At 66.6% G+C, this 24033-nt stretch carries 24 protein-coding genes; 17 read left to right on the top strand and 7 right to left on the bottom strand.

The genetic code is table 11. From position 1 onward, the window contains the following. Window positions 1-4 precede the first annotated feature (4 nt). The 4 genes from GTZ97_RS05940 to GTZ97_RS05925 all read left to right on the top strand — a co-directional run bounded on the left by GTZ97_RS05940 (window position 5) and on the right by GTZ97_RS05925 (window position 4502). On the top strand, window positions 5-838 hold the full coding sequence (locus tag GTZ97_RS05940; protein ID WP_161649661.1) for a flagellar biosynthesis protein: 834 nt from the start codon (window positions 5-7) through the stop codon (window positions 836-838). Window positions 839-855: 17 nt separating this feature from the next. Continuing rightward, a complete protein-coding gene (locus GTZ97_RS05935; RefSeq protein ID WP_161649660.1) occupies window positions 856-1569 on the top strand; it encodes an RNA polymerase sigma factor FliA in 714 nt (237 codons plus the stop codon). Window positions 1570-1617: 48 nt separating this feature from the next. Further along, entirely contained in the window at window positions 1618-2979 is a 1362-nt protein-coding gene (locus GTZ97_RS05930) for a methyl-accepting chemotaxis protein (protein WP_161649659.1), read from the top strand. Window positions 2980-3089: 110 nt separating this feature from the next. Beyond that, window positions 3090-4502 carry a methyl-accepting chemotaxis protein gene (locus GTZ97_RS05925; protein WP_161649658.1) on the top strand — a complete coding sequence of 471 codons (1413 nt, stop codon included), beginning with the start codon at window positions 3090-3092 and terminating at the stop codon, window positions 4500-4502. A 66-nt stretch (window positions 4503-4568) separates the two neighbouring features. Here the strand turns inward: GTZ97_RS05925 and argF are convergent, their stop codons facing one another. Beyond that, entirely contained in the window at window positions 4569-5501 is a 933-nt protein-coding gene (gene argF / locus GTZ97_RS05920; protein ID WP_161649657.1) for an ornithine carbamoyltransferase, read from the bottom strand. A gap of 35 nt (window positions 5502-5536) precedes the next feature. Then, window positions 5537-6739, bottom strand: a complete 1203-nt coding sequence (locus GTZ97_RS05915; protein WP_161649656.1) for an aspartate aminotransferase family protein — start codon at window positions 6737-6739, stop codon at window positions 5537-5539. 297 nt (window positions 6740-7036) lie between these two features. Between GTZ97_RS05915 and GTZ97_RS16665 the strand changes: the two genes are divergently transcribed. Then, window positions 7037-7390, top strand: coding sequence for a DUF3579 domain-containing protein (locus GTZ97_RS16665; RefSeq protein WP_330863557.1), 354 nt, complete (start codon window positions 7037-7039; stop codon window positions 7388-7390). 100 nt (window positions 7391-7490) lie between these two features. On the opposite strand, the gene rpsT is transcribed toward GTZ97_RS16665, so the two are convergent. Next, window positions 7491-7781 (bottom strand): 30S ribosomal protein S20, encoded by a 291-nt coding sequence (gene rpsT, locus GTZ97_RS05905; protein WP_161649654.1) that lies wholly within the window; start codon window positions 7779-7781, stop codon window positions 7491-7493. A gap of 173 nt (window positions 7782-7954) precedes the next feature. Here rpsT and murJ point away from each other — a divergent pair, with 173 nt between their 5' ends. Continuing rightward, on the top strand, window positions 7955-9526 hold the full coding sequence (murJ, locus tag GTZ97_RS05900; protein ID WP_161649653.1) for a murein biosynthesis integral membrane protein MurJ: 1572 nt from the start codon (window positions 7955-7957) through the stop codon (window positions 9524-9526). 28 nt (window positions 9527-9554) lie between these two features. Here the strand turns inward: murJ and radA are convergent, their stop codons facing one another. From radA to alr, 3 genes are all read right to left on the bottom strand, one after another. Next, entirely contained in the window at window positions 9555-10931 is a 1377-nt protein-coding gene (radA, locus tag GTZ97_RS05895) for a DNA repair protein RadA (RefSeq protein WP_161649652.1), read from the bottom strand. A gap of 31 nt (window positions 10932-10962) precedes the next feature. Then, window positions 10963-11454: an acyl-CoA thioesterase gene (locus GTZ97_RS05890; RefSeq protein ID WP_161649834.1), complete on the bottom strand. Its 492-nt coding sequence runs from the start codon at window positions 11452-11454 to the stop codon at window positions 10963-10965. Window positions 11455-11524: 70 nt separating this feature from the next. Continuing rightward, window positions 11525-12637, bottom strand: coding sequence for an alanine racemase (alr, locus tag GTZ97_RS05885; RefSeq protein WP_161649651.1), 1113 nt, complete (start codon window positions 12635-12637; stop codon window positions 11525-11527). 89 nt (window positions 12638-12726) lie between these two features. Here alr and lplT point away from each other — a divergent pair, with 89 nt between their 5' ends. Next, window positions 12727-14058 (top strand): lysophospholipid transporter LplT, encoded by a 1332-nt coding sequence (gene lplT / locus GTZ97_RS05880; protein ID WP_161649650.1) that lies wholly within the window; start codon window positions 12727-12729, stop codon window positions 14056-14058. A gap of 79 nt (window positions 14059-14137) precedes the next feature. After that, window positions 14138-14590 (top strand): hypothetical protein, encoded by a 453-nt coding sequence (locus tag GTZ97_RS05875; protein WP_161649649.1) that lies wholly within the window; start codon window positions 14138-14140, stop codon window positions 14588-14590. Between the two features lie 5 nt (window positions 14591-14595). Here GTZ97_RS05875 and GTZ97_RS05870 read toward each other — a convergent pair whose 3' ends face one another. Next, window positions 14596-16128 (bottom strand): helicase HerA-like domain-containing protein, encoded by a 1533-nt coding sequence (locus GTZ97_RS05870; RefSeq protein ID WP_161649648.1) that lies wholly within the window; start codon window positions 16126-16128, stop codon window positions 14596-14598. A gap of 71 nt (window positions 16129-16199) precedes the next feature. On the opposite strand from GTZ97_RS05870, the gene GTZ97_RS05865 reads away from it, so the two are divergent. From GTZ97_RS05865 to rng, 9 genes are read left to right on the top strand one after another with little or no spacing between them, the layout of a single operon-like run. After that, window positions 16200-16922 (top strand): YebC/PmpR family DNA-binding transcriptional regulator, encoded by a 723-nt coding sequence (locus GTZ97_RS05865; protein WP_161649647.1) that lies wholly within the window; start codon window positions 16200-16202, stop codon window positions 16920-16922. Between the two features lie 11 nt (window positions 16923-16933). Further along, window positions 16934-18220 carry a phosphoribosylamine--glycine ligase gene (gene purD / locus GTZ97_RS05860; RefSeq protein ID WP_161649646.1) on the top strand — a complete coding sequence of 429 codons (1287 nt, stop codon included), beginning with the start codon at window positions 16934-16936 and terminating at the stop codon, window positions 18218-18220. A 14-nt stretch (window positions 18221-18234) separates the two neighbouring features. Then, the gene (gene hemF, locus GTZ97_RS05855; RefSeq protein ID WP_161649645.1) at window positions 18235-19143 is read left to right on the top strand and encodes an oxygen-dependent coproporphyrinogen oxidase; all 909 of its coding nucleotides are present in this window, start codon (window positions 18235-18237) and stop codon (window positions 19141-19143) included. Continuing rightward, complete coding sequence (nadD, locus tag GTZ97_RS05850; protein WP_330863555.1) at window positions 19130-19783, top strand: nicotinate (nicotinamide) nucleotide adenylyltransferase; 654 nt, start codon at window positions 19130-19132, stop codon at window positions 19781-19783. The genes hemF and nadD overlap by 14 nt, the downstream gene beginning before the upstream one ends. After that, window positions 19784-20620 (top strand): ribosome silencing factor, encoded by an 837-nt coding sequence (rsfS, locus tag GTZ97_RS05845; RefSeq protein ID WP_161649644.1) that lies wholly within the window; start codon window positions 19784-19786, stop codon window positions 20618-20620. A gap of 20 nt (window positions 20621-20640) precedes the next feature. Further along, window positions 20641-21108: a 23S rRNA (pseudouridine(1915)-N(3))-methyltransferase RlmH gene (rlmH, locus tag GTZ97_RS05840; protein ID WP_161649643.1), complete on the top strand. Its 468-nt coding sequence runs from the start codon at window positions 20641-20643 to the stop codon at window positions 21106-21108. A 9-nt stretch (window positions 21109-21117) separates the two neighbouring features. After that, a complete protein-coding gene (locus GTZ97_RS05835; RefSeq protein ID WP_236651046.1) occupies window positions 21118-21771 on the top strand; it encodes a Maf family protein in 654 nt (217 codons plus the stop codon). 14 nt (window positions 21772-21785) lie between these two features. Beyond that, window positions 21786-22481: an NAD(P)H-binding protein gene (locus tag GTZ97_RS05830; RefSeq protein ID WP_236651045.1), complete on the top strand. Its 696-nt coding sequence runs from the start codon at window positions 21786-21788 to the stop codon at window positions 22479-22481. Between the two features lie 13 nt (window positions 22482-22494). Then, window positions 22495-23997 (top strand): ribonuclease G, encoded by a 1503-nt coding sequence (rng, locus tag GTZ97_RS05825; RefSeq protein ID WP_161649642.1) that lies wholly within the window; start codon window positions 22495-22497, stop codon window positions 23995-23997. Window positions 23998-24033: the final 36 nt, after the last annotated feature.

Raw genomic sequence — 24033 nt, 5'->3', positions numbered from 1 at the left:
GCCCATGACACGCAATACCCGACCTGTCTCAGGCAGTGTCACCGCGCCGCCGGTGGACCAGGCCCATGGCTTGCGGCGGATGTTTGCCAGCCGCGTGCTGCGTTTCGTGCCTGTGGTGGCCAGCGCTGAAGCGCGTTGTGGCGGCCTGGTGCTGGAACGCCTGTGCACGGCTTACGAAACGCTGGGGCTGCACACCTTGGTGGTCGATGCCGGCCCGCAGGCGCGTGCGCCCGGCGAACTGGTCAGCTTCGACGTGGCCGAGGGCATCGAGACCTTGTCCCCTCATGTCAGCTACATGGCCGCACGCGGCCTGCCGCTTCGTTTCGCGGATGCCCGCGGCTCGTGCGGGGCGCTGCTCGATGCGCTGGCCGATGCCTCGCCGCAGAGCGACGTGATCCTGCTGCATGCCTCGGCGAGCGAGCTGGTGCGCCTGTTGGGGCAACGCGGCCGGGGCGCCAACCTGCGCCCCTTGATCTACACGAACGACCTGGCCGAAGGCCTCAAGCAGGCGTACGCGGCCGTGAAGGTGCTGACGCAGCGCGGTGGCTGGTTGGCCTATGACCTGCTGGTGTGTGCGCCCGCAGACAGCCCCCAGGCCGAAGAGGTGGCCGGGCGGCTGGCGCGCTGCGCCGATGATTTTCTGGGCGCGGCCCAGCGCATGGCCTTGCGGCTCGATCCGCGCGAGGCCTCCCGCACCACGCCCGACGACCGTTTCCTGTCTCTGGCCGGCGAGCTGCTGCACGCAGCCCTGCCTCACACCCTGGGTGACTCGGCCTTCGATCACCTGGTATCCCCTGGCGCGGCGCTGCCGTCGCGCGTTGCACCCGTACTCAACTGATGATCACGGAGCCCAGCATGTACACCGCCAAAGGCCGACTCGACATGGATTCGATGCTGCGCCAGTACAGCCCGCTCGTCCGGCGCCTGGCGCATCAGATGATCGCCAAGTTGCCGGCCAACGTCGAGGTGGATGACCTGATCCAGGTCGGCATGATCGGTCTGAGCGACGCGCTCACCCGCTTCGATGCCGGCCAGGGCGTGCAGTTCGAAACCTTTGCCACCCAGCGCATCCGCGGCGCCATGCTCGATGAGCTGCGCGGGGCAGACTGGATGAGCCGCGGCACCCGCAAGCAGCAGCGCGACATCGAAGGCGCCGTCCATCGCCTCGAGCAGCGCCTGGGCCGTGCGCCGCAGGAAAGCGAGATCGCCAAGGAGATGGGCATCAGCCTGACCGAGTATCAGGAGATGCTGGGCAAGGTGCGTGGCACCCAGCTCATCTACCTGGAAGACATGAGTGGCGAAGATGGCGACAATGATTACCTTGATCGTCACGTCACCGATGAGGGCAACGACCCGCTGAGCCTGCTGGAAGACCACCGCATGCGGCATGCGCTGGTGGAGGCGATCAAGAACCTGCCCGAGCGCGAGCAGTACGTCATGAGCATGTACTACGAGCAGGACATGAACCTCAAGGAAATTGCCGCTGTATTGGGCGTGACCGAATCGCGCGTTTGTCAGCTGCACAGCCAGTCCATCGCCCGGCTGCGCGTCAAGCTTCGAGAATGGTGAGCGCGCAAGCGCAAGCCTCCGCGATGGGCACAGCCTTGGAGGCCGTCCATGTGGACATTGTTCAAGCAGCGCAGCGCCGCCCCGGTCGTCGAGGTTGCGCACGCTGAGTCGGTCAGTGACCAGGGCGCGTTTGCCCTGGCGCAAACATTGGCGCGCGATACCAGCGGCCTGGGCAAGGAAGCCGCAGAGCTGCGCGGCACGCTGGAGGACAGCGCCGCGGTGGCAGCCCGACAGGCCGCCACGCTGGGTGAGTTGGTGAATCAGCTCAACGCCATCGTCCAGGCGCAGCAGCAGATTCAGACGGTCACGGTCGGCAGTGTGCACGCCATGCAGGAGGCGCGGCAGACCGTCAACCATGTGGGACAAGAGGTCGGCCAAGTCGTCGATACCCTGCGTCAGGTGGCCGATGCAGCCCAGCAGATCACGCAGGTCGCGCTTCAGACGAGGCTGGTGGCGTTCAATGCCTCGGTCGAGGCCAAGCGCGCAGGGGAAGCGGGCGCGGGTTTCTCGGTTGTGGCTGATGCGGTCAAGGACCTCTCGACCCAGGTCGAGCAGATTTCCAAGACCATCATGAGTACGGTGTCCAGCCTGGATCAACGCGTGCAGTCGCTGGCTGACGAACTGAGCATGTCGCCTTCCGGCTCAGGCGAAGATGGGCGCAAGCGTTTCGCCGAGGCCTTGGTGGGCGTCGAAGAAGGCGTCCAGCGCATCATCGTGGCGGCCGACGAAAGCAGCGCGTTGTCCAATGGCATCAATGCCCAGGTGGCCACCATGGGCGCCGAGACGCAACACACGCGTCAGGCCCTCACCGTGGCCCTGCAACGCAGCGAATCGGTGCTGGGCGTTTCAGAGCGGCTCATGGAAGTGATTGCGACGTCGGGCGTGAAGACGCCGGACACACCCTACATCGAACTGGCTCAAAGCGTGGCCGCCCAACTGGCCCGGGCTCTGGAAGACGCCCTGACACAGCAGCGCATCACCTCTGCGCAGTTGTTCGATGAGCGCTACGTGCCCATCGAGGGTTCAGCGCCGCCTCAACACTCGACGGCCTTCAATGCCCTGACCGACGCCCTGTTTCCCACCATCCAGGAGGCGGCCTTGCAGGCCCTTCCGCAGATCGTGTTCTGCATCGCGGCAGATCGCAATGGCTACATCTCGACGCACAACCGCCAGTACTGTCACCCGCAGCGCCGCGGCGACGTGACTTGGAATACCGCCAATTCGCGCTGGCGGCGCATCTTCAACGACCGCACCGGCCTGGCCTCAGCCCGCAACACGCGTCCATTCCTGCTTCAGACCTACCGGCGCGACATGGGCGGTGGCAACTTCGTGTTGCTGAAAGAGGCCTCAGCGCCGATCGTCGTACAGGGGCGGCACTGGGGCGGGGTGCGGCTGGCGTATCGGTTTTAGGTTCAGGTTTGGAGGGGAGGGCTTTTCGGTCAGGGCGTGACACAGTTCCTCAAGCCGCTGCCTGGGATACCGATAAAGGGGCCATTTGATTCCCTTTGGGGCATGTTGTGATGGCCAAGCCGACCTATCTGTTTGACTTCAACGACCGCATCGTGCTGGCCGGTATCACCGCCTTGTTTGGCGGCGCCCTGGCATATGGTGCGATCTACGACAGCTTTGGCCTGGCCCTGCTGATTGGCGCAGTGATGATCGCGTTGAGCCTGGGGGTGGCGGTGTCATCCAGGGGCGGTACGCTGAGTCAGCTTGGCCTGCCCGTGCTCGGTATGGCGATGACTGCGCTCATGATCCACGTGGCGCGGGGCCATGCAGAGGCGCATTTTGGTGTGTTTGCGTTCCTGGCGATTCTGGTGGTGTATCGGCAGTCGCTGCCCATCCTCACGGGGGCCGCCGCGATTGCGGTGCATCACCTGAGCTTCAACTACTTTCAGGAGTGGGGTTGGGGCCCGATTTGCTTTACCGAGCCCGGCCTGGGGCGCGTCATCGAGCATGCGCTGTATGTGATCGTGGAGGCGGGCATCCTGCTGTTCCTTGCTGCCCGCGCCCGCGCGGAGTTTCTGGCGGGCAAGGAGCTGACCCAGCTGGGTGAGGCCATCACGAGCCAGGAGGGCATGATTGACTTGGCGGCAGCCCATGTGCCGTTGACCAGCAAGGCCGGGCGGAGGTTGGCGGAAGCAGTCCAGCGCATCGAAGCTGCGGTGGAGCAGGTACGTCGGACAGCTGAAAGCGTGCGTCAGGCCAGCGAGGAGATTTCCCGGGACAACCAGGCACTCAACGATCGAACGGTTGATGCATCGGCCAGCATTGCCGAGACAGCCGCGTCAGTCGAACAGATCGCCGCCACCATCCGCACCAGTGCCAGCCACGCACAGCAGGCCAACGAGCTGGCCGGCGCCGCCTCTGGTGTGGCCGAGCAGGGCGGTGCGGCCGTGGGCCGGGTGGTGGACACGATGTCAGGCATCCAGCATTCGAGCCGCAAGATCACCGACATCATCGGCGTCATCGACGGCATCGCCTTCCAGACCAACATCCTCGCGCTGAACGCCGCGGTGGAAGCCGCGCGGGCGGGTGAGCAGGGCAGAGGCTTTGCCGTGGTGGCCAGTGAGGTTCGTTCGTTGGCGCAGCGCAGTGCCGAGGCCGCGAAGGAAATCAAACAGTTGATCACCAGCAGCGTCGAACAGGTCGACGCGGGCAGCGGGTTGGTCGACAGCACCGGCCAGATCATCGGGGACGTCGTCAGCCAGGTGCGCCAGGTGAGTGAACTGATCGAGCAGATCAGCGTGTCCAGCTCGGAGCAGAATCAGGGCATCTCGCAGATCAATGAGGCCATCGCGCGGCTCGATGAAGCCACGCAGCACAACGCGTCGCTGGTGGCTCATACGGCTTCGGCCACAGAGCGCCTGCGTGAGCAGGCCGACGAACTCGTGGCCACGGTGGCGGTGTTCCGCATCGCGTCCGGGCGCTGAGGCGGGAAGGCGATTTTTGGCCTCGCCGAAATAGCTTGCCTGCCCTGCGGGCAGTCGGCTCGGCCTTCAGCCGATCCGACCGAGCAGAAGGTACTCCATGAGTACCTTCTGTACGTGCAAGCGATTCTCCGCCTCGTCCCAGACGACGGATTGGGGGCCGTCGATCACTTCGGCCTCGACCTCTTCGCCGCGGTGGGCGGGCAGGCAGTGCATGAAGAGGGCGTCGGGCTTGGCCACCGCCATCATCTCGCGGTCGACGCACCAGTCGGCAAAGGCCTGGCGGCGGGCTTCGTTCTCGGCTTCGAAGCCCATCGACGTCCAGACGTCGGTGGTCACCAGATCGGCGCCACGGCAGGCGTCCATCGGATCCTTGAAGACCTTGTAGCAGCTGGTGTCGGTGATGCCAGCCACCTGCGGGTCGATCTCGTAGCCACTGGGTGTGCTCACATGCACCGTGAAGCCGAGGATCTCGGCCGCCTGCAGCCAGGTGTTGGCCATGTTGTTGCCATCGCCCACCCACGCCACCACCTTGCCCTGGATCGAGCCACGGTGCTCGATGTAGGTGAAGATGTCGGCCAGGATCTGGCAGGGGTGGTATTCGTTCGTCAGGCCGTTGATGACGGGCACGCGCGAGTTGGCGGCGAACTTGACGATCTTGGCCTGCTCGAAGGTGCGGATCATCACGATGTCGACCATGCGCGAGATCACGCGGGCGCTGTCTTCGATGGGCTCGCTGCGGCCAAGCTGGCTGTCACCCGTGGTCAGGTGCACCACCGAGCCGCCCATCTGGTACATGCCCGCCTCGAAGCTCACGCGTGTGCGCGTGCTGGCCTTCTCGAAGATCATCGCCAGTGTGCGGTCTGACAGCGGCTGGTACTTCTCGTAGTTCTTGAAGCGCTGCTTGATGATGGCCGCGCGCTCGAACAGGTAGGCGTATTCCTGGGCGCGCAGGTCCTTGAACTGCAGGTAATGCTTGATCAGGCTGTTTCCCGGTTTCATGGGCAGGACGCTTTCTGGGGTCACGTGGGACCGGTTCACGCGGGGACGGGCTCGGCCAGGAACTGACGGATCAGCGGCACGAGGATGGCCACCAGCTCGTCGGCCTGGGCCGTCGTGAAGATCAGCGGCGGCAGCAGGCGCACCACCTTGTCGGCCGTCACGCTCAGCAGCAGGCCGGCGTCGAGCGCGCGGTTGAGGATCACGCCGCAGGGGCGATCGAGCTCGATGCCGATCATCAGGCCCTGCCCGCGGATCTCGACCACGCCTGCCTCGCCGGCCAGCTCGCGGCGCAGCGCAGCCATCAGGTGTTCGCCCACGGCGGCGGCGTTGGCCATCAGGCCTTCGGCCTCCATGATCTTCAGCGTTTCAACACCGGCGCGCATGGCCAGCGGGTTGCCGCCGAAGGTGGTGCCATGGTTGCCCGGCTTGAGCACCTCGGCCGCCTTGGGGCCGCAGACCACGGCGCCAATCGGCACGCCCGAGCCCAGCCCCTTGGCCAGCGGCATCACGTCGGGCAGGATGCCCGCCCACTGGTGTGCAAACCACTTGCCCGTGCGGCCGATGCCGCACTGCACTTCGTCGAGCATCAACAGCCAGCCCTGCTCATCGCAGATGCGGCGCACCGCCTGCAGGTATTCAGCCCGAGCCGGGTTGATGCCGCCCTCGCCCTGGATGACCTCAAGGAACACGGCGGTGACGTTGGGCCGGGTGCGAGCGACCTCTTCGATGGCGGCGATGTCATTGAGCGGCACGCGGACAAAGCCCTCGACCAGCGGCTCGAAGCCGGCATGCACTTTGGGGTTGCCGGTGGCTGACAGCGTGGCGATCGAGCGGCCGTGGAAGGCTTTCTCGAACACCACGACCTCGGCCCGGGCAATGCCTTTGTCGTGACCGTACTTGCGCGCGATCTTGAGCGCCGCCTCATTGGCTTCCAGGCCCGAATTGCAGAAAAACACGTTGGTCAGGCCCGAGCGCGCCACCAGCATGCTGGCCAGCTCTTCCTGCAGCGGCACCTGGTAGTAGTTGCAGCAGTGGATCATCTTGCCGACCTGGTCCTGCAAGGCAGCCACGAATGTGGGGTGGGCGTGGCCCAACGTGTTGACGGCGATGCCCGACAGACCGTCCAGGTAACGTCGGCCTTCGGTGTCCCAGACGTGGGCGCCCACACCATGCGACAGGGCGATGGGCAGGCGGCCGTAGGTGGGCATCACATGGGGCATGGTCACGGGGGCAGACATGGCGGGCGTTCCGGGCGCTGAAGGAAAAAGAAAAGGCGCAGCGGGCACTGCGCCATGACACATTCTATGTAAAACCCACGGGCGATTGGCACACGGGTTGCGTCAGAGCCTGAGGTCCGGGACAATCACGCCCTGTCTGCATGGAAACGCCGTCAGTCGACGTGTCCATCACCGGACGCCGCCCCGGGCCACCCGCTCGGGTCGATGTCCGTTCCCCGCGTTCACCGGACACAATCCGGCGTTCGCGCTTGTTCAGCCTGTCAATCGACCCATTGCCAGTCCGTCGGAAGCGCCACCGTGTCGACGTCTCATACCCATGCCCCGTCCAAGCCCCTTTCCGCCTCTCGCGAAATCTTCATTCAGGGCCTGACACGGCAAGGCAGGGTGTTCCGGCCCAGTGACTGGGCTGAGCGGCTGGCCGGCGCGATGTCGTGCTTTCGCCCGGGTGGCGCCGTCGGCGGCCCCGGTGCCCACATCGGTTACTCCCCCTACTGCGTGCCCACCACCATCGACGGCGTCAAATGCGTCGTGGTCAACGAGGCATTGCGCGAGATCGAGCCGCGCGCCTGGGATTTCGTGATGAGCTTTGCCCGCGACAACGAGCTGCAGGTGATCGAGGCTTGTTTGCTGCCGGATGCGCCACGCGCCTGAGCGGCCACCGTGCCGGGCCTGGCCAGGCGGCCCCTGGCGGCTGCAGGCAACAAAAAAGCCCGCTTGAAGCGGGCTTTTTGCTGGGCGTGAGCCGCAAGAATCAGGCCGACAGGGCCTTGATTTTGGCCGACAGGCGGCTCTTGTGGCGGGCAGCCTTGTTCTTGTGGAAGATGCCCTTGTCGGCGATCGAGTCGATCACGCGCTGAGCGGTGCGGAAGGCGTCCGAGGCCTTGGCCTTGTCGCCAGCCTGAACAGCCTTGAGCACGCCCTTGATGGCGGTGCGGAACTTCGAACGCAGTGCCGAGTTGGCGGCGTTGAGCTTGACGTCCTGGCGGGCGCGCTTGCGGCCCGAGGCGATGCGAACAGTCTTCTTGGGTTTGGACGATGCCATGATCTTGTGGGCTCCGCGGATGCCTGGGGCCGCTCGACGTGTCACGCTGACGTGTCACGCTAACGGGACCCAGCTCGCACCGCTACGGCGCCAGTTGGTTGGAAAGCCGAACATTGTAGCCCAAGCGATTCGGCGTGCCAAGGGCCCGTGCGCCGCTTCCTATAATGCGCGCGATGAGTTTGCTGAAATCCGCCTCGGTTGTCTCGCTGCTGACGCTGGCCTCTCGCATCACCGGCCTCGTGCGCGAGCTGCTGGTGGCGGCCGCCTTTGGCGCCAGCGCCACGACCGACGCCTTCCAGGTGGCGTTCCGCATTCCCAATCTGCTGCGCCGGCTCTTTGCCGAAGGCGCCTTCTCGCAAGCGTTTGTTCCGATCCTGGCCGAGACCCGCACGCGCCATGGCGACGCGGCTACCCACAGTCTGGTCAACGCGGTCGGCACGGTATTGGCTGGCGCGCTGCTGGTGGTCTGTGTGCTGGGCGTGGTGGGCGCGCCCGTGCTGGTGTGGGTGATGGCCTCGGGGCTGAAGGACAGCGGTGGATTTGACGCCGCCGTGGTGATGACGCGCTGGATGTTCCCGTACATCGGCTTCATGTCGCTGGTCGCATTGAGCGCGGGCATCCTCAACACCTGGAGCCGCTTTGCCGTGCCGGCAGCCACGCCCGTCCTGCTCAATCTGGCCATGATCGGGGCGGCCGTGCTGCTGGCGCCCTGGCTGGAAGGGCAGGGCATCGAGCCGGTGTATGCGCTCGCGGTCGGCGTGATGGTGGGCGGGATCCTGCAACTGGGTATCCAGGTGCCCGCGCTGCTGAAGATCGGCATGGTGCCCCGCATCGGGCTCACACCCGGCGCGTGGCGCACCGCCTGGCAGCACGACGGCGTTCGCCGGGTGCTGCGCCAGATGGCGCCGGCCGTGCTCGGCGTGTCGGTCGCGCAGCTGTCCATGCTGATCAACACCCAGATTGCCTCGCATCTCGGGGCCGGCTCGGTGTCGTGGCTGACCTATGCCGATCGGCTGATGGAGTTCCCGACCGCGCTGCTCGGCGTGGCGCTCGGCGTGGTGCTGTTGCCGCAGTTGTCGAAGGCGCAGGCCAGCGGCGACGCCCAGCGGTTTTCAGCCTTGCTGGATTGGGGCTTGCGGCTGGTGCTGTTGCTCGCCCTGCCCGCTGCGGTGGCCTTGCTGGTGTTTGCCGAGCCGCTGGTGGCGGTGCTGTATCACTATGGCCGCTTCAGTGCCACCGATGTGCAGCAGACCATGCTGGCCTTGTCGTGCTACGGCGTGGGGCTGATGGGTCTGATCGGCGTGAAGGTGCTGGCGCCCGGCTTTTACGCGGCACAGGACATCCGCACGCCGGTGCGCATCGCGATTGTGGTGCTGGTGCTCACGCAGTGCATGAACGCGGTGTTTGTGCCCTTTCTGCAGCACGCGGCCCTGGCCCTGTCGATCGGACTGGGCTCGCTGATCAACGCCGGTTGGTTGTTGATCGGGCTGCGACGTCGGGGGCAGTACGTGCCGCAGGCCGGCTGGGCCTTGTTCAGTCTGCGCGTCGTGGTGGCCACCGCCGTCCTGGGCGCGGGCCTGTGGGCCGCGACCCACTATCTGGACTGGGTCGCGCTGCGTGAGCAGCCCTGGCTGCGTGTGGGCCTCATGGCCGGCTGCCTGGTGGCGGCCGCGGTGGTGTACTTTGGCACGCTGGCGGCCACCGGCCTGAACCTGCGCCAGGCCATCCGCCGCGCGGGCGTCTGAACCTGCCGTCGGGCGCAGCCCTGGCGCCTCAGGTCTGGCCGCGCACCAGATGCATGGCCTCTTCAACCCGGTCCACCGCGTGGATGGTCAGACCCTCAATGGGCTTTTTGGGCGCGTTGGCCTTGGGGACCACCGCGATGGTGAAGCCCAGCTTGGCGGCTTCCTTGAGTCGGTCCTGGCCCCGCGGGGCGGGGCGCACCTCGCCGGCCAGCCCGACTTCGCCAAAAGCGATGAAGCCCTTGGGCAGCGCCTTGCCGCGCAGGCTGCTCTGGATGGCCAGCAGCACGGCCAGGTCGGCGGCCGGTTCGCTGATGCGCACGCCGCCCACGGCATTGACGAACACATCCTGATCGCCGCACGCCACGCCCGCATGGCGGTGCAGCACCGCCAGCAGCATGGCCAGGCGATCCCGCTCCAGGCCCACGCTCAGGCGGCGCGGGCTGGGCCCACCGGCATCCACCAGCGCCTGGATCTCGACCAGCATGGGGCGCGTGCCTTCCAGCGTTACCAGCACGCACGAACCGGGCACCGGCTCGCTGTGGGTCGACAAGAAGATGGCGCTGGGGTTGCTCACGCCCTTGAGGCCTTTCTCGGTCATGGCGAACACACCGATCTCGTTGACCGCGCCGAAGCGGTTCTTGATGGCGCGGATCAGGCGGAAGCTGCTGTGCGTGTCGCCTTCGAAATACAGCACGGTGTCGACGATGTGCTCGAGCACGCGCGGGCCTGCAATCGCGCCCTCCTTGGTCACATGGCCCACGAGCACCATGGTGCAGCCCGTGGCTTTGGCCACGCGCGTGAGGTGGGCCGCGCATTCGCGCACCTGGGCCACCGAGCCGGGCGCCGAGCTGAGCTGATCCGAAAACAGCGTCTGGATCGAGTCGATCACGCAGAAGGCGGGCTTCTCCGCCTCCAGCGTGGCGATGATGTTCTCGAGTTGGATCTCGGCCTGCACGCGTACCTGCGTGCCCTCCAGCCCCAGCCGGCGTGAGCGCAACGCCACCTGCGCGCCGCTTTCCTCGCCCGTCACGTACAGCACCTTCATCTGGCGTGACAGCGCATCGACCGTCTGCAGCAGCAGCGTGGATTTGCCAATGCCCGGGTCGCCGCCAATCAGCACGACCCCGCCGGCCACGATGCCACCCCCCAGGACCCGGTCCAGCTCTTCCAGCCCGGTGGGCGTGCGGGCGACCTCGGCGGCCTCGATCTCGGACAGCGTGGTCACCGGCTGCGCGGCATTGAGCCCGCGGGCCAGCGCCTGCATGCGGTTCTTTCCGGCGGCGGGGGGTTCGGCCCGCGTTTCTTCCAACGTGTTCCAGGCGCCGCAGTGCGGGCACTTGCCCAGCCATTTCGGGCTGGTGCCGCCGCATTCACTGCAGCTGTAGATCGTCTTGTCCTTGGCCATGCCTGGCATTGTCGGGCATGCCGCGAGGCGCTCAGCCCGAGACTTCGCCGGCCTGGATGGCCTTGAAGCGCCGGTCCAGCTCCTGGCGCAGTTGCCGGCGCAACTTGGCGGCGTTGAAACGGCGGACCTCGTCTGGCGTGGTCGGCGACAGCGCAGGCACCGCCTGCGGCTTGCCCTGATCATCCACCGCCACCATGGTGAAGAAGCAGCTGTTGGCGTGTCGCACGACCTGGGTGCGGATGTTCTCGGCCACCACCTTGATGCCAATCTCCATCGACGAGGTGCCGGTGTAGTTCACCGAGGCCAGGAAGGTGACCAGTTCACCGACATGGATGGGCTGGCGGAAGGTGACCTGGTCGACCGACAGCGTCACCACATAACAGCCCGCATAGCGGCTGGCGCAGGCATAGGCCACCTGGTCGAGCAGCTTGAGGATGGTGCCGCCATGCACATTGCCGGAGAAGTTGGCCATGTCCGGCGTCATCAGCACGGTCATGCGCAGTTGGTGGCGTTGTTCGTCGATGTCCATGGTCTGCAGAATAGGGTGTCAGAAGGGCGCGCCCGAGTGCAGCGCAAGCGCCGTGCCAGCCGCGTCACAGCCCGCCGTCGGCATCGGTCACCGAAAACGGCACGCGAGGCGACACGGCACACATCAGCTCATAACCGATCGTGCCGCTGCGCGTGGCCACTTCCTCGATGAAGAGGTGGCCGCCTCGCCGGCCACGCCCCCACAGAGTGACCTCGCTGCCCACCTCGGCGTCAGGCAGCCCGTCGAGGCTCACGGTAAGCATGTCCATCGACACGCGGCCGGCCAGAGGCGCACGGCGACCGTCGACCAGCACCGGCGTGCCATCGGGCGCATGGCGGGGGTAGCCATCGGCATAACCGCAGGCCACCACGCCGATGCGCATCGCGTGCGGAGCCACGAAGCGGCTGCCGTAGCCCACAGTCTCGCCGGCCTGCACGTGCTGGATGGCAATGAGCCGCGAGCGCAGCGTCATGGCGGGCTTCAGGCCCCAGTGGTCGGCGTCGTGCTGCGGGAAATCAGGCGAGGCACCATACAGCATCACGCCCGGTCGCACCCAGTCGCCTCGCACGGCCGGGTCCTGCGCGTGGCGCAGGGTGGCCGCGCTGTTGCACAGGCTGCGCTCACCTGGCAGGTCGGCGGTGTGCGTCTGGAACACGGCCAGTTGCCGCGCAATGCCAATGTCGCTGTCGGCATCCGAGAAGTGGGTGATCAGCGACACCTCGTCGACCTGGGGGAGGGCGCTGAGCCGCGTCCAGGCCTGACGGAAGGCCGCCGGCGTGAAGCCGAGCCGATTCATGCCGCTGTTCATCTTGAGGAAGACGCGGTGGGGCCACTCGGTCTTGTGGTGGGCGAGCCAGTCGATCTGTGCCTCGCTGTGCACCACGTGCCACAGGTTCAGGCGCGAGCACCATTCCAGGTCGCGGGCGTCGAAGGCCCCTTCCAGCAGGAGGATGGGACCACGCCAGTCGAGCTCCCGCAGCTTGCGGGCTTCCTGTAGATCAAGCAGCGCGAAACCATCGGCGCCGCGCAGTCCGGGGTAAACGCGCTCGACCCCGTGACCGTATGCATTGGCCTTGACCACCGCCCAGATGCGTGCATCGGGCGCCCGCTCGCGCGCGATCTGGAGGTTGTGGCGAAGGGCGTCAAGGTGGACCAGGGCTTCAAGCGGGCGAGGCATGGGCGAGATTGTGCCAGCGCCTCGGGCGCGCCGCCGCCGTGCTATAACCTGCGCCGTTCTCAATCGCCCCGACCAGCGACCGCGCGCCCATGAAAAAAGGCTTTTACACCATCATGTCGGCGCAGTTCTTCAGCTCGCTGGCTGACAACGCGCTGTTCGTGGCCGCTGTGGCCCTGTTGCTCGCACAAGGGGCGCCCGAGTGGCAGCGCGCTGCGCTGGTGCCGATGTTCGCGTTGTTCTACGTGATCCTGGCCCCGTTCGTCGGCGCGTTCGCCGATGCGTTGCCCAAGGGCCGGGTGATGTTCATCTCCAACAGCATCAAGGTGATTGGCTGCCTGCTGATGCTGTTTGGCGGCCACCCGCTGATGGCGTATGCCGTGGTGGGGCTCGGTGCGGCAGCTTACTCGCCAGCCAAGTACGGCATCCTCACCGAGTTGCTGCCGCCGTCACAACTGGTCAAGGCCAACGGGTGGATCGAAGGGCTCACCATTGCGTCGATCATCCTGGGTGTGGTGCTGGGGGGGCAGCTCATGGGGCCGGTCATTGCGCCGCACCTGCAACCCTTGATCGGCACGGTCTGGCCGGAGGGGCTTCCCTCGCCGGCGGAGGCCGCCATCGCGAGCATCATCGTGCTGTATGTGATTGCCGCCGGCTTCAACCTGCGCATCCCGCGCACCGTGGCGCACCACCACGCCATGGTCGTGCATCCGGTGGAGCTGGCCCAGGATTTCGTGCGATGCAATCGCCGCCTGTGGCGCGACAAGCTGGGTCAGATCTCGCTGGCCACCACCACCTTGTTCTGGGGCGTGTCGGGCAACCTGCGCTACATCGTGCTGGCGTGGGCCGCGGTGGCGCTGGGTTATGACACCACCAAGGCCTCGGCCCTGGTGGGGGTGGTGGCCATTGGTACCGCGGTCGGAGCGGTGTGGGCGTCGATGAAGATGCGCCTGGATCGCGCCACCGCCGTCATTCCGCTTGGCGTGGCCATGGGCGTGCTGGTGCTGGGCATGAACCTGTTGCGCGACGTTGCCTATGCGGTGCCTTTCATGATCCTCCTGGGTGGGCTGGGCGGCTTCCTGGTCGTGCCCATGAACGCCTTGCTTCAGCACCGCGGGCACAACCTGATGGGGGCGGGGCGGTCGATCGCAGTACAGAATTTCAACGAACAGGCCTGCATCCTGCTGCTGGGGGCGCTCTACGCTGGCCTGACCACAGCAGGGCTGTCCGCATACGGGGCGATCACGGCTTTCGGTGTGGTCGTGGCGCTGACCATGGTGGCGATCGGTCTGTGGCATCGGCATAACCAGCGTCACCACGCCCAGGAGCTCGACCATCTCCTTGAGATTGCACGCAACGACGCCCACCATGCCGCTTCGTTGCAGTTGCCCGCGACCGCTGCCGATCGAGCAGACGAGCGCTAACACCTCGCAACAGAATCTTTACATCCTGCTGTCGTCGGGCGGCCGTCCAGGGCCGTTGAAGAGGGGAAAGGAGACCGATATGCGAGTCACTTCCCTGATCTCTTCTGCCCGTTCTTCCGCCCGTGTCTGGCTGACTTCTCTTCTGGCGGTGGGCGCCGCGGGCGTGGCCCAGGCATCGGACGTCTACTGGTCGGTCAATGTGGACGTGCCCGTCGAGCGCCATGGCCGCATCGGCACGGTGGTGTCCAACACGCCGGGCGGTGTGCACCGTGGTGGCTATCCGGTGGTGGTCACGCCAGCGCCGGTGATCGTGCATCAGCCGGCGCCTCGCCACGTGCATGCGCCGCGCCACGTGGTGTATGTGCCGGTCGCGGTGCCACCACGCCATGCCCACGGCCGGCCATACTGGGCCGGCAAGCGCCACCACCATGTGCACCACCACCATCATCATTACCGCGATGACGGCTGGCGCCATGACAAGCGCCGCAACGACTGGCGCGACGACCGCGGCGGTCGCCACCACCGTCACTGAGGCGGTCAGCGGCGGCGGGCGCCGCCCAGGATGGAGCCCAGCACGCCGCGAATGATCTCTCGCCCCACCGTCGAGCCGATGGTGCGGGCTGCGGATTTGGCCAATGTTTCCAGCACCGAGTCGCTGCGGCTGGCCGGGGCGCGTGCCGGTTGGGCGCTGCCGCTGCGGCCGCGGCCGCCCAGGGCCTGCTCGGCCTCGTCCAGCATGCTGCCGCCTGGCCGGGCGGGCGCCTGCGTGGTCGCTTGAGCAGCAGCCTGTCGCGACTCGGTGGCTGCCTTCAGGCGTTCGTAGGCCGATTCGCGGTCCAGCGGGGTGTCGTAGACCCCTGCCACGAGGGACTGGCGCAACAGCTTCTGCCGCTGCTCGGCCGTGATCGGCCCGATCTGGCTGCCCGGGGGAAGCACGTACACCCGTTCGGTCACGCCCGGGCGGCCTTTTTCGTCCTGCAGACTGACCAGGGCCTCGCCCACCCCCAGTTCGGTGATGGCCGCGCCCAGATCCAGCGCAGGGTTGGGCCGCATCGTGTCCGCTGCGGCCTTCACGGCTTTCTGATCACGCGGCGAGAAGGCGCGCAGCGCGTGCTGCACCCGGTTGCCCAGCTGGCCCAGCACCGTGTCGGGCACATCCATCGGGTTCTGCGTCACGAAATAGACCCCGACACCCTTGGAACGGACCAGGCGCACGACCAGTTCGATGCGCTCGACCAGTGCCGTTGGGGCGTCCTTGAACAACAGGTGGGCCTCGTCGAAGAAGAACACCAGCTTGGGCTTGTCGAGATCGCCCACCTCGGGCAGCGTCTCGAACAGCTCCGACAGCATCCACAGCAGGAAGGTGGCGTACAGCCGTGGGGCGTTCATCAGCTTGTCGGCGGCCAGGATGTTGATCACCCCTCGGCCATCGACCGTCTGGATGAAGTCCTGGATGTCGAGCATGGGCTCGCCAAAGAACTTGTCGCCGCCTTGCTCTTCGATTTGCAGCAGACCGCGCTGGATGGCGCCCACGCTGGCCGGGCTGATGTTGCCGTACTCGGTGGTGAACGACTTGGCGTTGTCGCCCACATGCTGCAGCATGGCGCGCAGGTCTTTCAGGTCCAGCAGCAGCAGGCCCTGGTCGTCGGCCACACGGAAGACGAGTTGCAACACACCCTGCTGGGTGTCGTTGAGCCCCAGCATGCGCGCCAGCAGCAGCGGGCCCATGTCGGAGACGGTGGCGCGCACCGGGTGGCCCTGTTCGCCGAACACGTCCCACAGCGTCGTGGGGCAGGCCACCGGCTCGGGCGTCGGCAGACCGCGCTCGGCCAGGATGGCGGCCATCTTGCTGCCCACCGTGCCGAGCTGCGAGATGCCGGTCAGGTCGCCCTTGACGTCGGCCATGAACACGGGCACACCCCTTGCCGACAGCTGTTCGGCCAGCGTCTGCAGCGTGATGGTCTTGCCCGTGCCCGTTGCGCCGGTGATCAGGCCGTGCCGATTGGCAAAGCCGGGCAGCAGGTGACACACGGTGTCGCCGTGGCGGGCGAGTGCGATGGGGTCGGCCATGGGGGCGGGCTCCAGTTCGGGGCGCAAGGGTAAAATCGAAGTATCCCTCAGTTTGTCTGGAGCAAGACGCCATGGCCGGTCATTCCAAATGGGCCAACATCCAACACCGTAAAGGCCGCCAGGACGAGAAGCGCGGCAAGATCTGGACGCGGCTCACCCGTGAAATCATCGTGGCTGCCCGTCAGGGCGGCGGCGATGTCGCGATGAACCCGCGCCTGCGCCTGGCCATCGACAAGGCCAAGGCCGCCAACATGCCGGCCGACAACATCAAGCGCAACATCGACAAGGCCACGGGCAACCTTGATGGCGTCACGTACGAGGAAATCCGCTACGAAGGCTACGGCATTGGCGGTGCGGCCATCATCGTCGACTGCATGACGGACAACCGCGTGCGCACGGTGGCCGAGGTGCGCCACGCGTTTTCTAAGCATGGCGGCAACCTGGGCACAGAAGGCTCGGTGGCGTTCCAGTTCAAACACGTGGGCCAGTTTCTGTTTGCGCCCGGCGCCAGCGAGGACAAGGTCATGGAAGTGGCCCTGGAAGCCGGTGCCGAAGACGTGCTGTCGCACGAAGACGGCTCGATCGAAGTGCTCAGTGCACCGGCCGATTTCGAAGCCGTGAAGCACGCGCTGGAAGGCGCTGGCCTGGCGCCCGAGATGGCCGAAGTGACCATGCGTGCCGAGAACACCATCGAACTGACGGGCGACGACGCCGCACGCATGCAGAAGCTGCTGGACGTGCTGGAAGACCTGGACGACGTTCAGGACGTCTTCCACAACGCCGAACTCAACTGATTGTCTTTCCCATGAACATCCTTGTCATCGGTTCGGGCGGCCGCGAGCATGCCCTGGCCTGGAAACTGGCCCAGTCCCCCAAGGCCCAGAAGGTCTATGTGGCGCCGGGCAATGGCGGCACGGCGCGCGATCCGCGCCTGGTCAATGTGCCGATCACCGATGTGAAGGCGCTGGCCGACTTTGCCGAGTCCAACAAGATCGCGCTGACGGTGGTTGGCCCCGAGGCCCCGCTGGCCGCCGGCGTGGTCGATGAGTTCCGCGCTCGCGGTCTGCGCATCTTCGGCCCCACGAAGAAGGCCGCGCAGCTCGAGAGCTCCAAGGCCTTTGCCAAGGACTTCATGAAGCGCCATGGCATTCCCACGGCCTTCTACGAGACCTTCACCGAGGCCGACAAGGCCCACGCCTATGTGGACGCCAAGGGGGCGCCCATCGTGATCAAGGCCGATGGCCTGGCTGCGGGCAAGGGTGTGGTCGTCGCGATGACGCTGCAGGAAGCGCACGAGGCCATCGACTGGATGCTGCTGGACAACAAGCTGGGCGTGCAGCACAACGACGGCGGCGCCCGCATCGTGGTCGAAGAGTTTCTGGCCGGCGAAGAGGCCAGTTTCATTGTGATGTCCGACGGCAAGAACGTGACCGTGCTGGCCACCAGCCAGGATCACAAGCGCCTGCTGGACGCCGATGCCGGCCCCAACACCGGCGGCATGGGCGCTTACTCGCCCGCGCCGGTGGTCACGCCCAATGTGCATGCCAAGGCCATGCAGGAGATCATCCTGCCCACGCTGGATGGCATGGCCAAGGATGGCATCCCCTTCACCGGCTTCCTCTATGCCGGCTTGATGATCGACGCGCAGGGCAATCCCAAGACGCTGGAGTTCAACTGCCGCATGGGCGACCCGGAAACCCAGCCCATCATGATGCGCCTCAAGAGCGACCTGATTGATGTGTTCATGCACGCCACCGATGGCACGCTGGACCAGATCGAGCTGCAATGGGATCGCCGCTTTGCGCTGGGCGTGGTGCTGGCCGCTGGCGGCTACCCGCTCGACCCGAAGAAGGGTGACGTGATCACCGGGCTGCCGGCCGACGCCGAAGACGCCATGGTGTTCCACGCCGGCACCACCATGGGTGACGACGGCCAGGTGCGCACCAGCGGGGGCCGTGTGCTGTGCGTGACGGCACTGGGCGACTCGGCCCGTCTGGCGCAACAGCGCGCCTACGAGTACATGCGCGGCATTGCGTTCGACGGCATGCAGTTCCGCACGGACATCGGCTGGCGCGCCATCAAGGGCCGCTGATACAGGAGCGCAGGATGGACACTCAGGCGGTTCGCAACTACCTGCTCGGTCTTCAAGACCGCATCGTCTCGGCCTTCGAGGCCGAAGACGGCACGCCATTCGTGCGCGACGCGTGGGTGCGCGGGCCGCACGAGCGGCTGCAGGGTGATGGTTGCTCACGCCTGGTGGAGGAGGGCGGCGTGCTGGAGCGTGGCGGCTGCAATTTCTCCCACGTCAAGGGGCCGCAACTGCCCCCGTCGGCCACACAGCATCGGCCCGAGTTGTCGGGCTTGCCGTTTGAGGCCATGGGCGTGTCGCTCGTGTTTCACCCGCGCAACCCGTATGCGCCCACCGTGCACATGAACGTGCGCATGTTGGCCGCGCACAAACCCGACGGCAGCGTGGTGGCCTGGTTCGGCGGCGGCATGGACCTCACGCCCTACTACGGCTTTGAAGAGGATGCTCGGCACTTCCACGCCGCCTGCCGCGATGCGCTCGCGCCCATCGATGCGGCGCTGTACCCACGCTACAAGGCCTGGTGCGACGAGTACTTCTTTCTCAAGCACCGCAACGAGGCCCGCGGTGTGGGGGGCATCTTCTTTGACGATGTGTCCGAGTTGGGTTTCGAAGGGGGCTTCGGCCTGATCCAGTCGGTGGGCGACGCCTTCACCGGCGCCTACCTGCCCATCCTTCAACGCCGTCGCGAGACGCCTTATGGCGACCGCGAGCGCGATTTTCAGGCCTATCGGCGCGGCCGCTACGTCGAGTTCAACCTGGTGTGGGACCGCGGCACGCTCTTCGGCCTGCAATCTGGCGGCCGTACCGAGAGCATCCTGATGTCGATGCCGCCCATCGTGAAGTGGCGCTACGACTGGCATCCCGAGCCCGGCAGCGCCGAGGCCCGCCTGTACTCCGACTTCCTTCCTGCGCGTGACTGGCTCTGACGCCGTGCCGGCTGGCTCCGCTGCGCGGCCGCGCCGCATCGGCATGATGGGGGGCAGCTTCGACCCCGTCCATGTGGCCCATGTGGCGCTGGCCGAGACCGCCTTGCGCCATCTGGCGCTGGACGAAGTGCGCTGGATCCCGGTGGGCCAGGCCTGGCAGAAGGCGCGGCAGCTGGCCCCGGGCGCCGATCGTCTGGCCATGGTACAGGCCGCGATCGCGCACGAGCCACGCTTTGTGCTGGATGACTGCGAGGTGCGCCGTGAGGGGCCGTCTTACACGATCGACACCGTGCGCGCCTTGCAGTCGCGTTGGCCCGAGGCCGAATGGGCCATGATCATCGGGCAGGACCAGTACGCGAACCTGCCCACCTGGCATGGCTGGGAAGAGTTGCTGGACCGTGTGACCCTGGCCGTAGCCTGCCGGGGCGACGCCCAGCCCCAGGCACCGGCCGCCCTCCAGCAGCGCGCCCACCGCGCCGTGCGCCTGCCTTTGCCACCGTATCACGTGTCATCTACCGACATCCGGAGCCGCCTGGCCCAGGGTGTCGCACCCTCCACCCTGGTGCCTGCGCTGGTTCCCGAGCCGGTCGCGCGCTATATTGCCACCCATCAACTCTACGCCGCTGGCGCCCCCCGCTGAATGGACATCCGTAAACTGCAACGTGCCATCGTCGATGGCCTGGAAGACGTCAAGGCCCAGGACATCGCGGTCTTCAACACCGAACACCTGTCGCCGCTCTTCGAGCGCGTGGTCGTGGCAACGGGTAACTCCAACCGGCAGACCAAGGCCCTGGCCGCCAGCGTGCGCGACGCCGTCAAGAAGGCGGGCTTCCAGATCATGCGCACCGAGGGCGAGGACAATGGTGAGTGGATCATCGTCGACTGTGCGGCAGCCGTGGTGCACATCATGCAGCCCGCCATCCGCCAGTACTACCAGCTCGAAGAGATCTGGGGCGAGAAGCCGGTGGCCATCCAGCGCAAGAACACCCGCACCGGTCTGGTGAAGGCCTCCGAGCCGATGGACGAGGCCCCCGAGGCTGAACCCGCGCCCCGCAAGGCGGCTGGCAAGACCACGGCCGCACGCAAGGCAGCGACCACGCAGCCCAAGGCGGCCGCCAAGAAAGTGGCGGCGAAGAAGGCCGTGGCCAAGAAGGCCGCCAGCCGCAACGCTGCTGCAGAGACCCCTGCCAAGCCGGTGGCTGCCAAGAAAGTGGCCGTGAAGAAGGTTGCTGCCAAGAAGGTCGCCGCCAAGAAGGTGGTGGCGAAGACCGCCGGTAGCAAGGCGCCCGCCCGCAAGGTGGCAGCCAAGAAGGCCGTGCAGAAGCTGGTGGTGAACGCGCCGGCCGCCAAGAAGGCGCCGGCACGCAAGGCGGCGCCCAAGCCGGCTGTGAAAACCGCAGCCAAGCCAGCAGCCAAACCCGCCCCAGCGCGTAAGGTGGCGGCAAAGAAGGCCCCGGCTCGCAAGACCGCGCGCTGAGCACAGGCGGGGCGCTGCCTGTGAAGTGCACCGTGCTGACCATCGGCCAGCGCCTGCCAGCCTGGGCGGAAACCGCATGTGAGGACTACCTCAAGCGCTTTCCGCCGGACTGGAAGGTGGAGGTCAAGGCCGTCAAGGCCGAGCCGCGTGAGGGCAAGCCGGTGGCGGCCATCATGCAGGCCGAGGCCGCCCGCATGGAGGCGGCCTTGCCCAAGGGTGTGCGCCGCGTCATCCTGGATGAGCGCGGCAGCCGCCTGACCAGCGTGCAACTCGCCGACCGCACGAGCGCGTGGGAGCACGATGGCCGTGATGTGGCGCTGATCATTGGCGGTGCCGACGGGATCGATCCGGCCTTCAAGCAGACCGCCGACGAGGCCCTCCGCCTGTCGGACATGACGCTGCCCCATGCGCTGGCACGCGTGCTGCTGCTGGAGCAGCTCTACCGGGCCTGGTCGTTGCGGCACAACCATCCCTATCACCGTGCGTGAGGCCTCCTCTTGACCGACCTGCCGCCCTCGCCACGTGAACTGGCCAACCAGACCGGGCAGCCGTGGCTGTACCTGGCCTCTCAAAGCCCGCGTCGCCGCCAGTTGCTGGACCAGCTTGGCGTGCGCCACACCCTGCTGTTGCCCGATGACGGGGAGGACGCCGAGGCCCTGGAGGCCGAGCGTCCGGGCGAATCGCCTGAGGACTACGTTCAGCGCGTGACCATGGCCAAGTGGCATGCCGCGATGAGCCGCCTGCAGCGGCGTCACATGGCCGCCCCTGATGCGTGGCCCATGGGCCCGGTGCTGTGCGCCGACACGACGGTGGCGCTGGACCAGGCCATCCTGGGCAAGCCGCGCGATGCGGCCGAGGCGCAGCAGATGCTGAGCCGATTGTCGGGCCGGGTGCACCGCGTGCTCACGGCGGTGTGCGTGCATGGGCAGCTTCGTTTGAGTCGGTCACAGGTGCACTGGCGCGCGCTGGACGGCGCCGAGATCGCCCGCTACGTCGACAGCGGCGAGCCGTTCGGCAAGGCGGGGGCTTATGCCATCCAGGGCCGCTCCGGTGCCTGGACCGCCCACATCGACGGCAGCTACAGCGGCATCATGGGCCTGCCGCTCTTCGAGACGGCCGAGCTGCTCAAGCCCCTGGGCTGGCAGTTCTGAGCACAGACCGCCGCATGACCATGCCCCGCGATGCCACTGCTTCACCCCTGACGGTCCTGCTGGTGGGCGCATCCGGCCTTGTGGGCCGCCAAGCCTTGCTGCAACTGCTGGCCGATCCGGCCGTGGGCGAGGTGCGGGTGTGGCTGCGACGGCCGCTCACGCCGGCCGGCCTGCTCGGTTCGGCCCAGGTGCCCGGCATGGACAAGCTGCGCATGCTGCAGGTCGACTTCACCCAAATGGCCCAGCACGCCCATACGCTCGAAGGTGTCGATTGGGTGATCTGCACACTGGGCACCACCATCCGGCAGGCGGGTTCGCAAGCTGCGTTCCGGCAGGTCGACCACGATTACCCGCTTGCGCTGGCAAAGCTGGCCCAGTTGGCCGGCGTGCGCGCCTTCGGGCTGGTGAGCGCGGTGGGGGCTGATCCGCGCTCGCGCGTGTTCTACAACCGCGTCAAGGGCGAGCTGGAGACAGCGCTTCGGGGGCTGGGCCTGCCCCACGTCACCGTGGTGCGGCCGTCGCTGCTGGCGGGCGATCGGGCCGAGTTCCGCATGGGCGAGCGCCTGGGGCTGTGTTTCGGCTTTCTGATGCCGCCGGCTTACCGACCCGTTCAGGCCTGGCAGGTGGCAGCTGGGCTCATCCATGGCCTGAAGCAGCACTTGCCTGGCTGGCAGGTGATCGACAACGTGCGCTTGCGAGCCATGCGCTAAATTGCACTCCACCATGCTCCATTCGCAAGACATCCTCATCAACTGGACCCCGCAGGAAACGCGGGTGGCCATCATCGAAAGCGGCGCCGTTCAGGAGCTGCATGTCGAGCGCACGCTCGAGCGCGGGCTCGTGGGCAACATCTACGTGGGCAAGGTGGTGCGCGTGCTGCCGGGCATGCAGTCCGCGTTCATCGACATCGGCCTGGAGCGCGCCGCGTTCCTGCATGTGGCCGACCTGCACCGCGAAGCCATGGGTAGCAAGGGCCATGCTCGCAGCGCCGACACCCAGGTACCCATCGAGAAGCGCGTGCATGAAGGCCTGGCGCTGATGGTGCAGGTCATCAAGGACCCGATCGGCACCAAGGGCGCACGTCTGTCGACGCAGATCAGCGTGGCGGGCCGACAGCTGGTGTTCCTGCCCCAGGATGACCACATCGGCATCTCGCAGAAGATCGGCTCGCCCGAGCTGCGCGACCAGTTGCGCGCGCGCATGATGACCTTGCTGGGCGAGGCCGACAACCGCGAAGGCCGCACCCGCTCGGGCGGCTTCATCCTGCGCACCAATGCCGAAGACGCGACCGATGCCGAACTGGCCGGCGACATCGATTACCTGCGCAAGACCTGGGCGGCCATCCGCGAACAGGGCCTGAAGTCACCCCCTGGCACCTTGCTGTATCAGGAACTGAACCTGGCGCAGCGCGTGTTGCGGGATCTGGTCAACGAACAGGTGCAGACCATCCGCATCGACTCGCTGGCGCAGTACGACACCCTGAAGGCCTTCGGCGAGGTGTACACGCCTTCGGCCGTGGCCCGGCTGGCCCATTACAAGGGCGAGCGCCCCATCTTCGACCTCTACAACGTCGACACCGAGATCCAGCGTGCGCTGGCGCGGCGTGTGGAGCTCAAGTCCGGTGGCTACCTGATCGTGGACCAGACCGAGGCGCTCACCACCATCGACGTCAATACTGGCGGGTATGTGGGTGCGCGCAACTTCGACGACACCATCTACAAGACCAACCTCGAAGCGGCACAGGCCATTGCCCGCCAACTGCGTCTGCGCAACCTGGGCGGCATCATCATCATCGACTTCATCGACATGTTGCGCGAAGACCATCGCGACAACGTGCTGGCCGAGTTGCGCAAGCAGTTGCAGCGCGACCGCACCAAGGTGACGGTCAGCGGCTTCTCCAGCCTCGGCTTGGTCGAGATGACGCGCAAGCGCACGCGCGAGTCGCTGGCGCACATGCTGTGCGAGCCGTGCCCCACTTGCGAAGGCCGCGGTCAGGTGCGCACAGCGCGCACCGTCTGCTACGACATTCTGCGCGAGATCCTGCGCGAGGCCCGCCAGTTCAGCCCGCGCGAGTTCCGGGTGGTGGCCAGCGCCACCGTGGTCGAGATGCTGCTCGATGAAGAAAGCGCCCATCTCGCGGGCTTGAGCGATTTCATTGGCAAGCCCATCTCACTGCAGGCCGAGCCCACCATGTCCCCCGAGCAGTACGACATCGTGCTGCTGTGACGCGACGCTTTACATTGCTTGACCTAATTCCCAAAG

Origin of the sequence: Aquabacterium fontiphilum (genome assembly GCF_009909205.1) — a bacterium.
Taxonomy (GTDB): Bacteria; Pseudomonadota; Gammaproteobacteria; order Burkholderiales; family Burkholderiaceae_C; genus Aquabacterium; species Aquabacterium fontiphilum.
The sequence above is the reverse complement of the archived record's forward strand: the minus strand, read 5'-3'. Positions and strand labels throughout refer to the sequence as shown.

Bases quoted from the DNA above. Each gene is read 5' to 3' on its own strand.
- GTZ97_RS05940 (WP_161649661.1), top strand. From the start codon at position 5: ATGACACGCAATACCCGACCTGTCTCAGGCAGTGTCACCGCGCCGCCG.
- GTZ97_RS05935 (WP_161649660.1), top strand. From the start codon at position 856: ATGTACACCGCCAAAGGCCGACTCGACATGGATTCGATGCTGCGCCAG.
- GTZ97_RS05930 (WP_161649659.1), top strand. From the start codon at position 1,618: ATGTGGACATTGTTCAAGCAGCGCAGCGCCGCCCCGGTCGTCGAGGTT.
- GTZ97_RS05925 (WP_161649658.1), top strand. From the start codon at position 3,090: ATGGCCAAGCCGACCTATCTGTTTGACTTCAACGACCGCATCGTGCTG.
- argF (WP_161649657.1), bottom strand. From the start codon at position 5,501: ATGAAACCGGGAAACAGCCTGATCAAGCATTACCTGCAGTTCAAGGAC.
- GTZ97_RS05915 (WP_161649656.1), bottom strand. From the start codon at position 6,739: ATGTCTGCCCCCGTGACCATGCCCCATGTGATGCCCACCTACGGCCGC.
- rpsT (WP_161649654.1), bottom strand. From the start codon at position 7,781: ATGGCATCGTCCAAACCCAAGAAGACTGTTCGCATCGCCTCGGGCCGC.
- murJ (WP_161649653.1), top strand. From the start codon at position 7,955: ATGAGTTTGCTGAAATCCGCCTCGGTTGTCTCGCTGCTGACGCTGGCC.
- radA (WP_161649652.1), bottom strand. From the start codon at position 10,931: ATGGCCAAGGACAAGACGATCTACAGCTGCAGTGAATGCGGCGGCACC.
- alr (WP_161649651.1), bottom strand. From the start codon at position 12,637: ATGCCTCGCCCGCTTGAAGCCCTGGTCCACCTTGACGCCCTTCGCCAC.
- lplT (WP_161649650.1), top strand. From the start codon at position 12,727: ATGAAAAAAGGCTTTTACACCATCATGTCGGCGCAGTTCTTCAGCTCG.
- GTZ97_RS05875 (WP_161649649.1), top strand. From the start codon at position 14,138: ATGCGAGTCACTTCCCTGATCTCTTCTGCCCGTTCTTCCGCCCGTGTC.
- GTZ97_RS05870 (WP_161649648.1), bottom strand. From the start codon at position 16,128: ATGGCCGACCCCATCGCACTCGCCCGCCACGGCGACACCGTGTGTCAC.
- GTZ97_RS05865 (WP_161649647.1), top strand. From the start codon at position 16,200: ATGGCCGGTCATTCCAAATGGGCCAACATCCAACACCGTAAAGGCCGC.
- purD (WP_161649646.1), top strand. From the start codon at position 16,934: ATGAACATCCTTGTCATCGGTTCGGGCGGCCGCGAGCATGCCCTGGCC.
- hemF (WP_161649645.1), top strand. From the start codon at position 18,235: ATGGACACTCAGGCGGTTCGCAACTACCTGCTCGGTCTTCAAGACCGC.
- rsfS (WP_161649644.1), top strand. From the start codon at position 19,784: ATGGACATCCGTAAACTGCAACGTGCCATCGTCGATGGCCTGGAAGAC.
- GTZ97_RS05830 (WP_236651045.1), top strand. From the start codon at position 21,786: ATGACCATGCCCCGCGATGCCACTGCTTCACCCCTGACGGTCCTGCTG.
- rng (WP_161649642.1), top strand. From the start codon at position 22,495: ATGCTCCATTCGCAAGACATCCTCATCAACTGGACCCCGCAGGAAACG.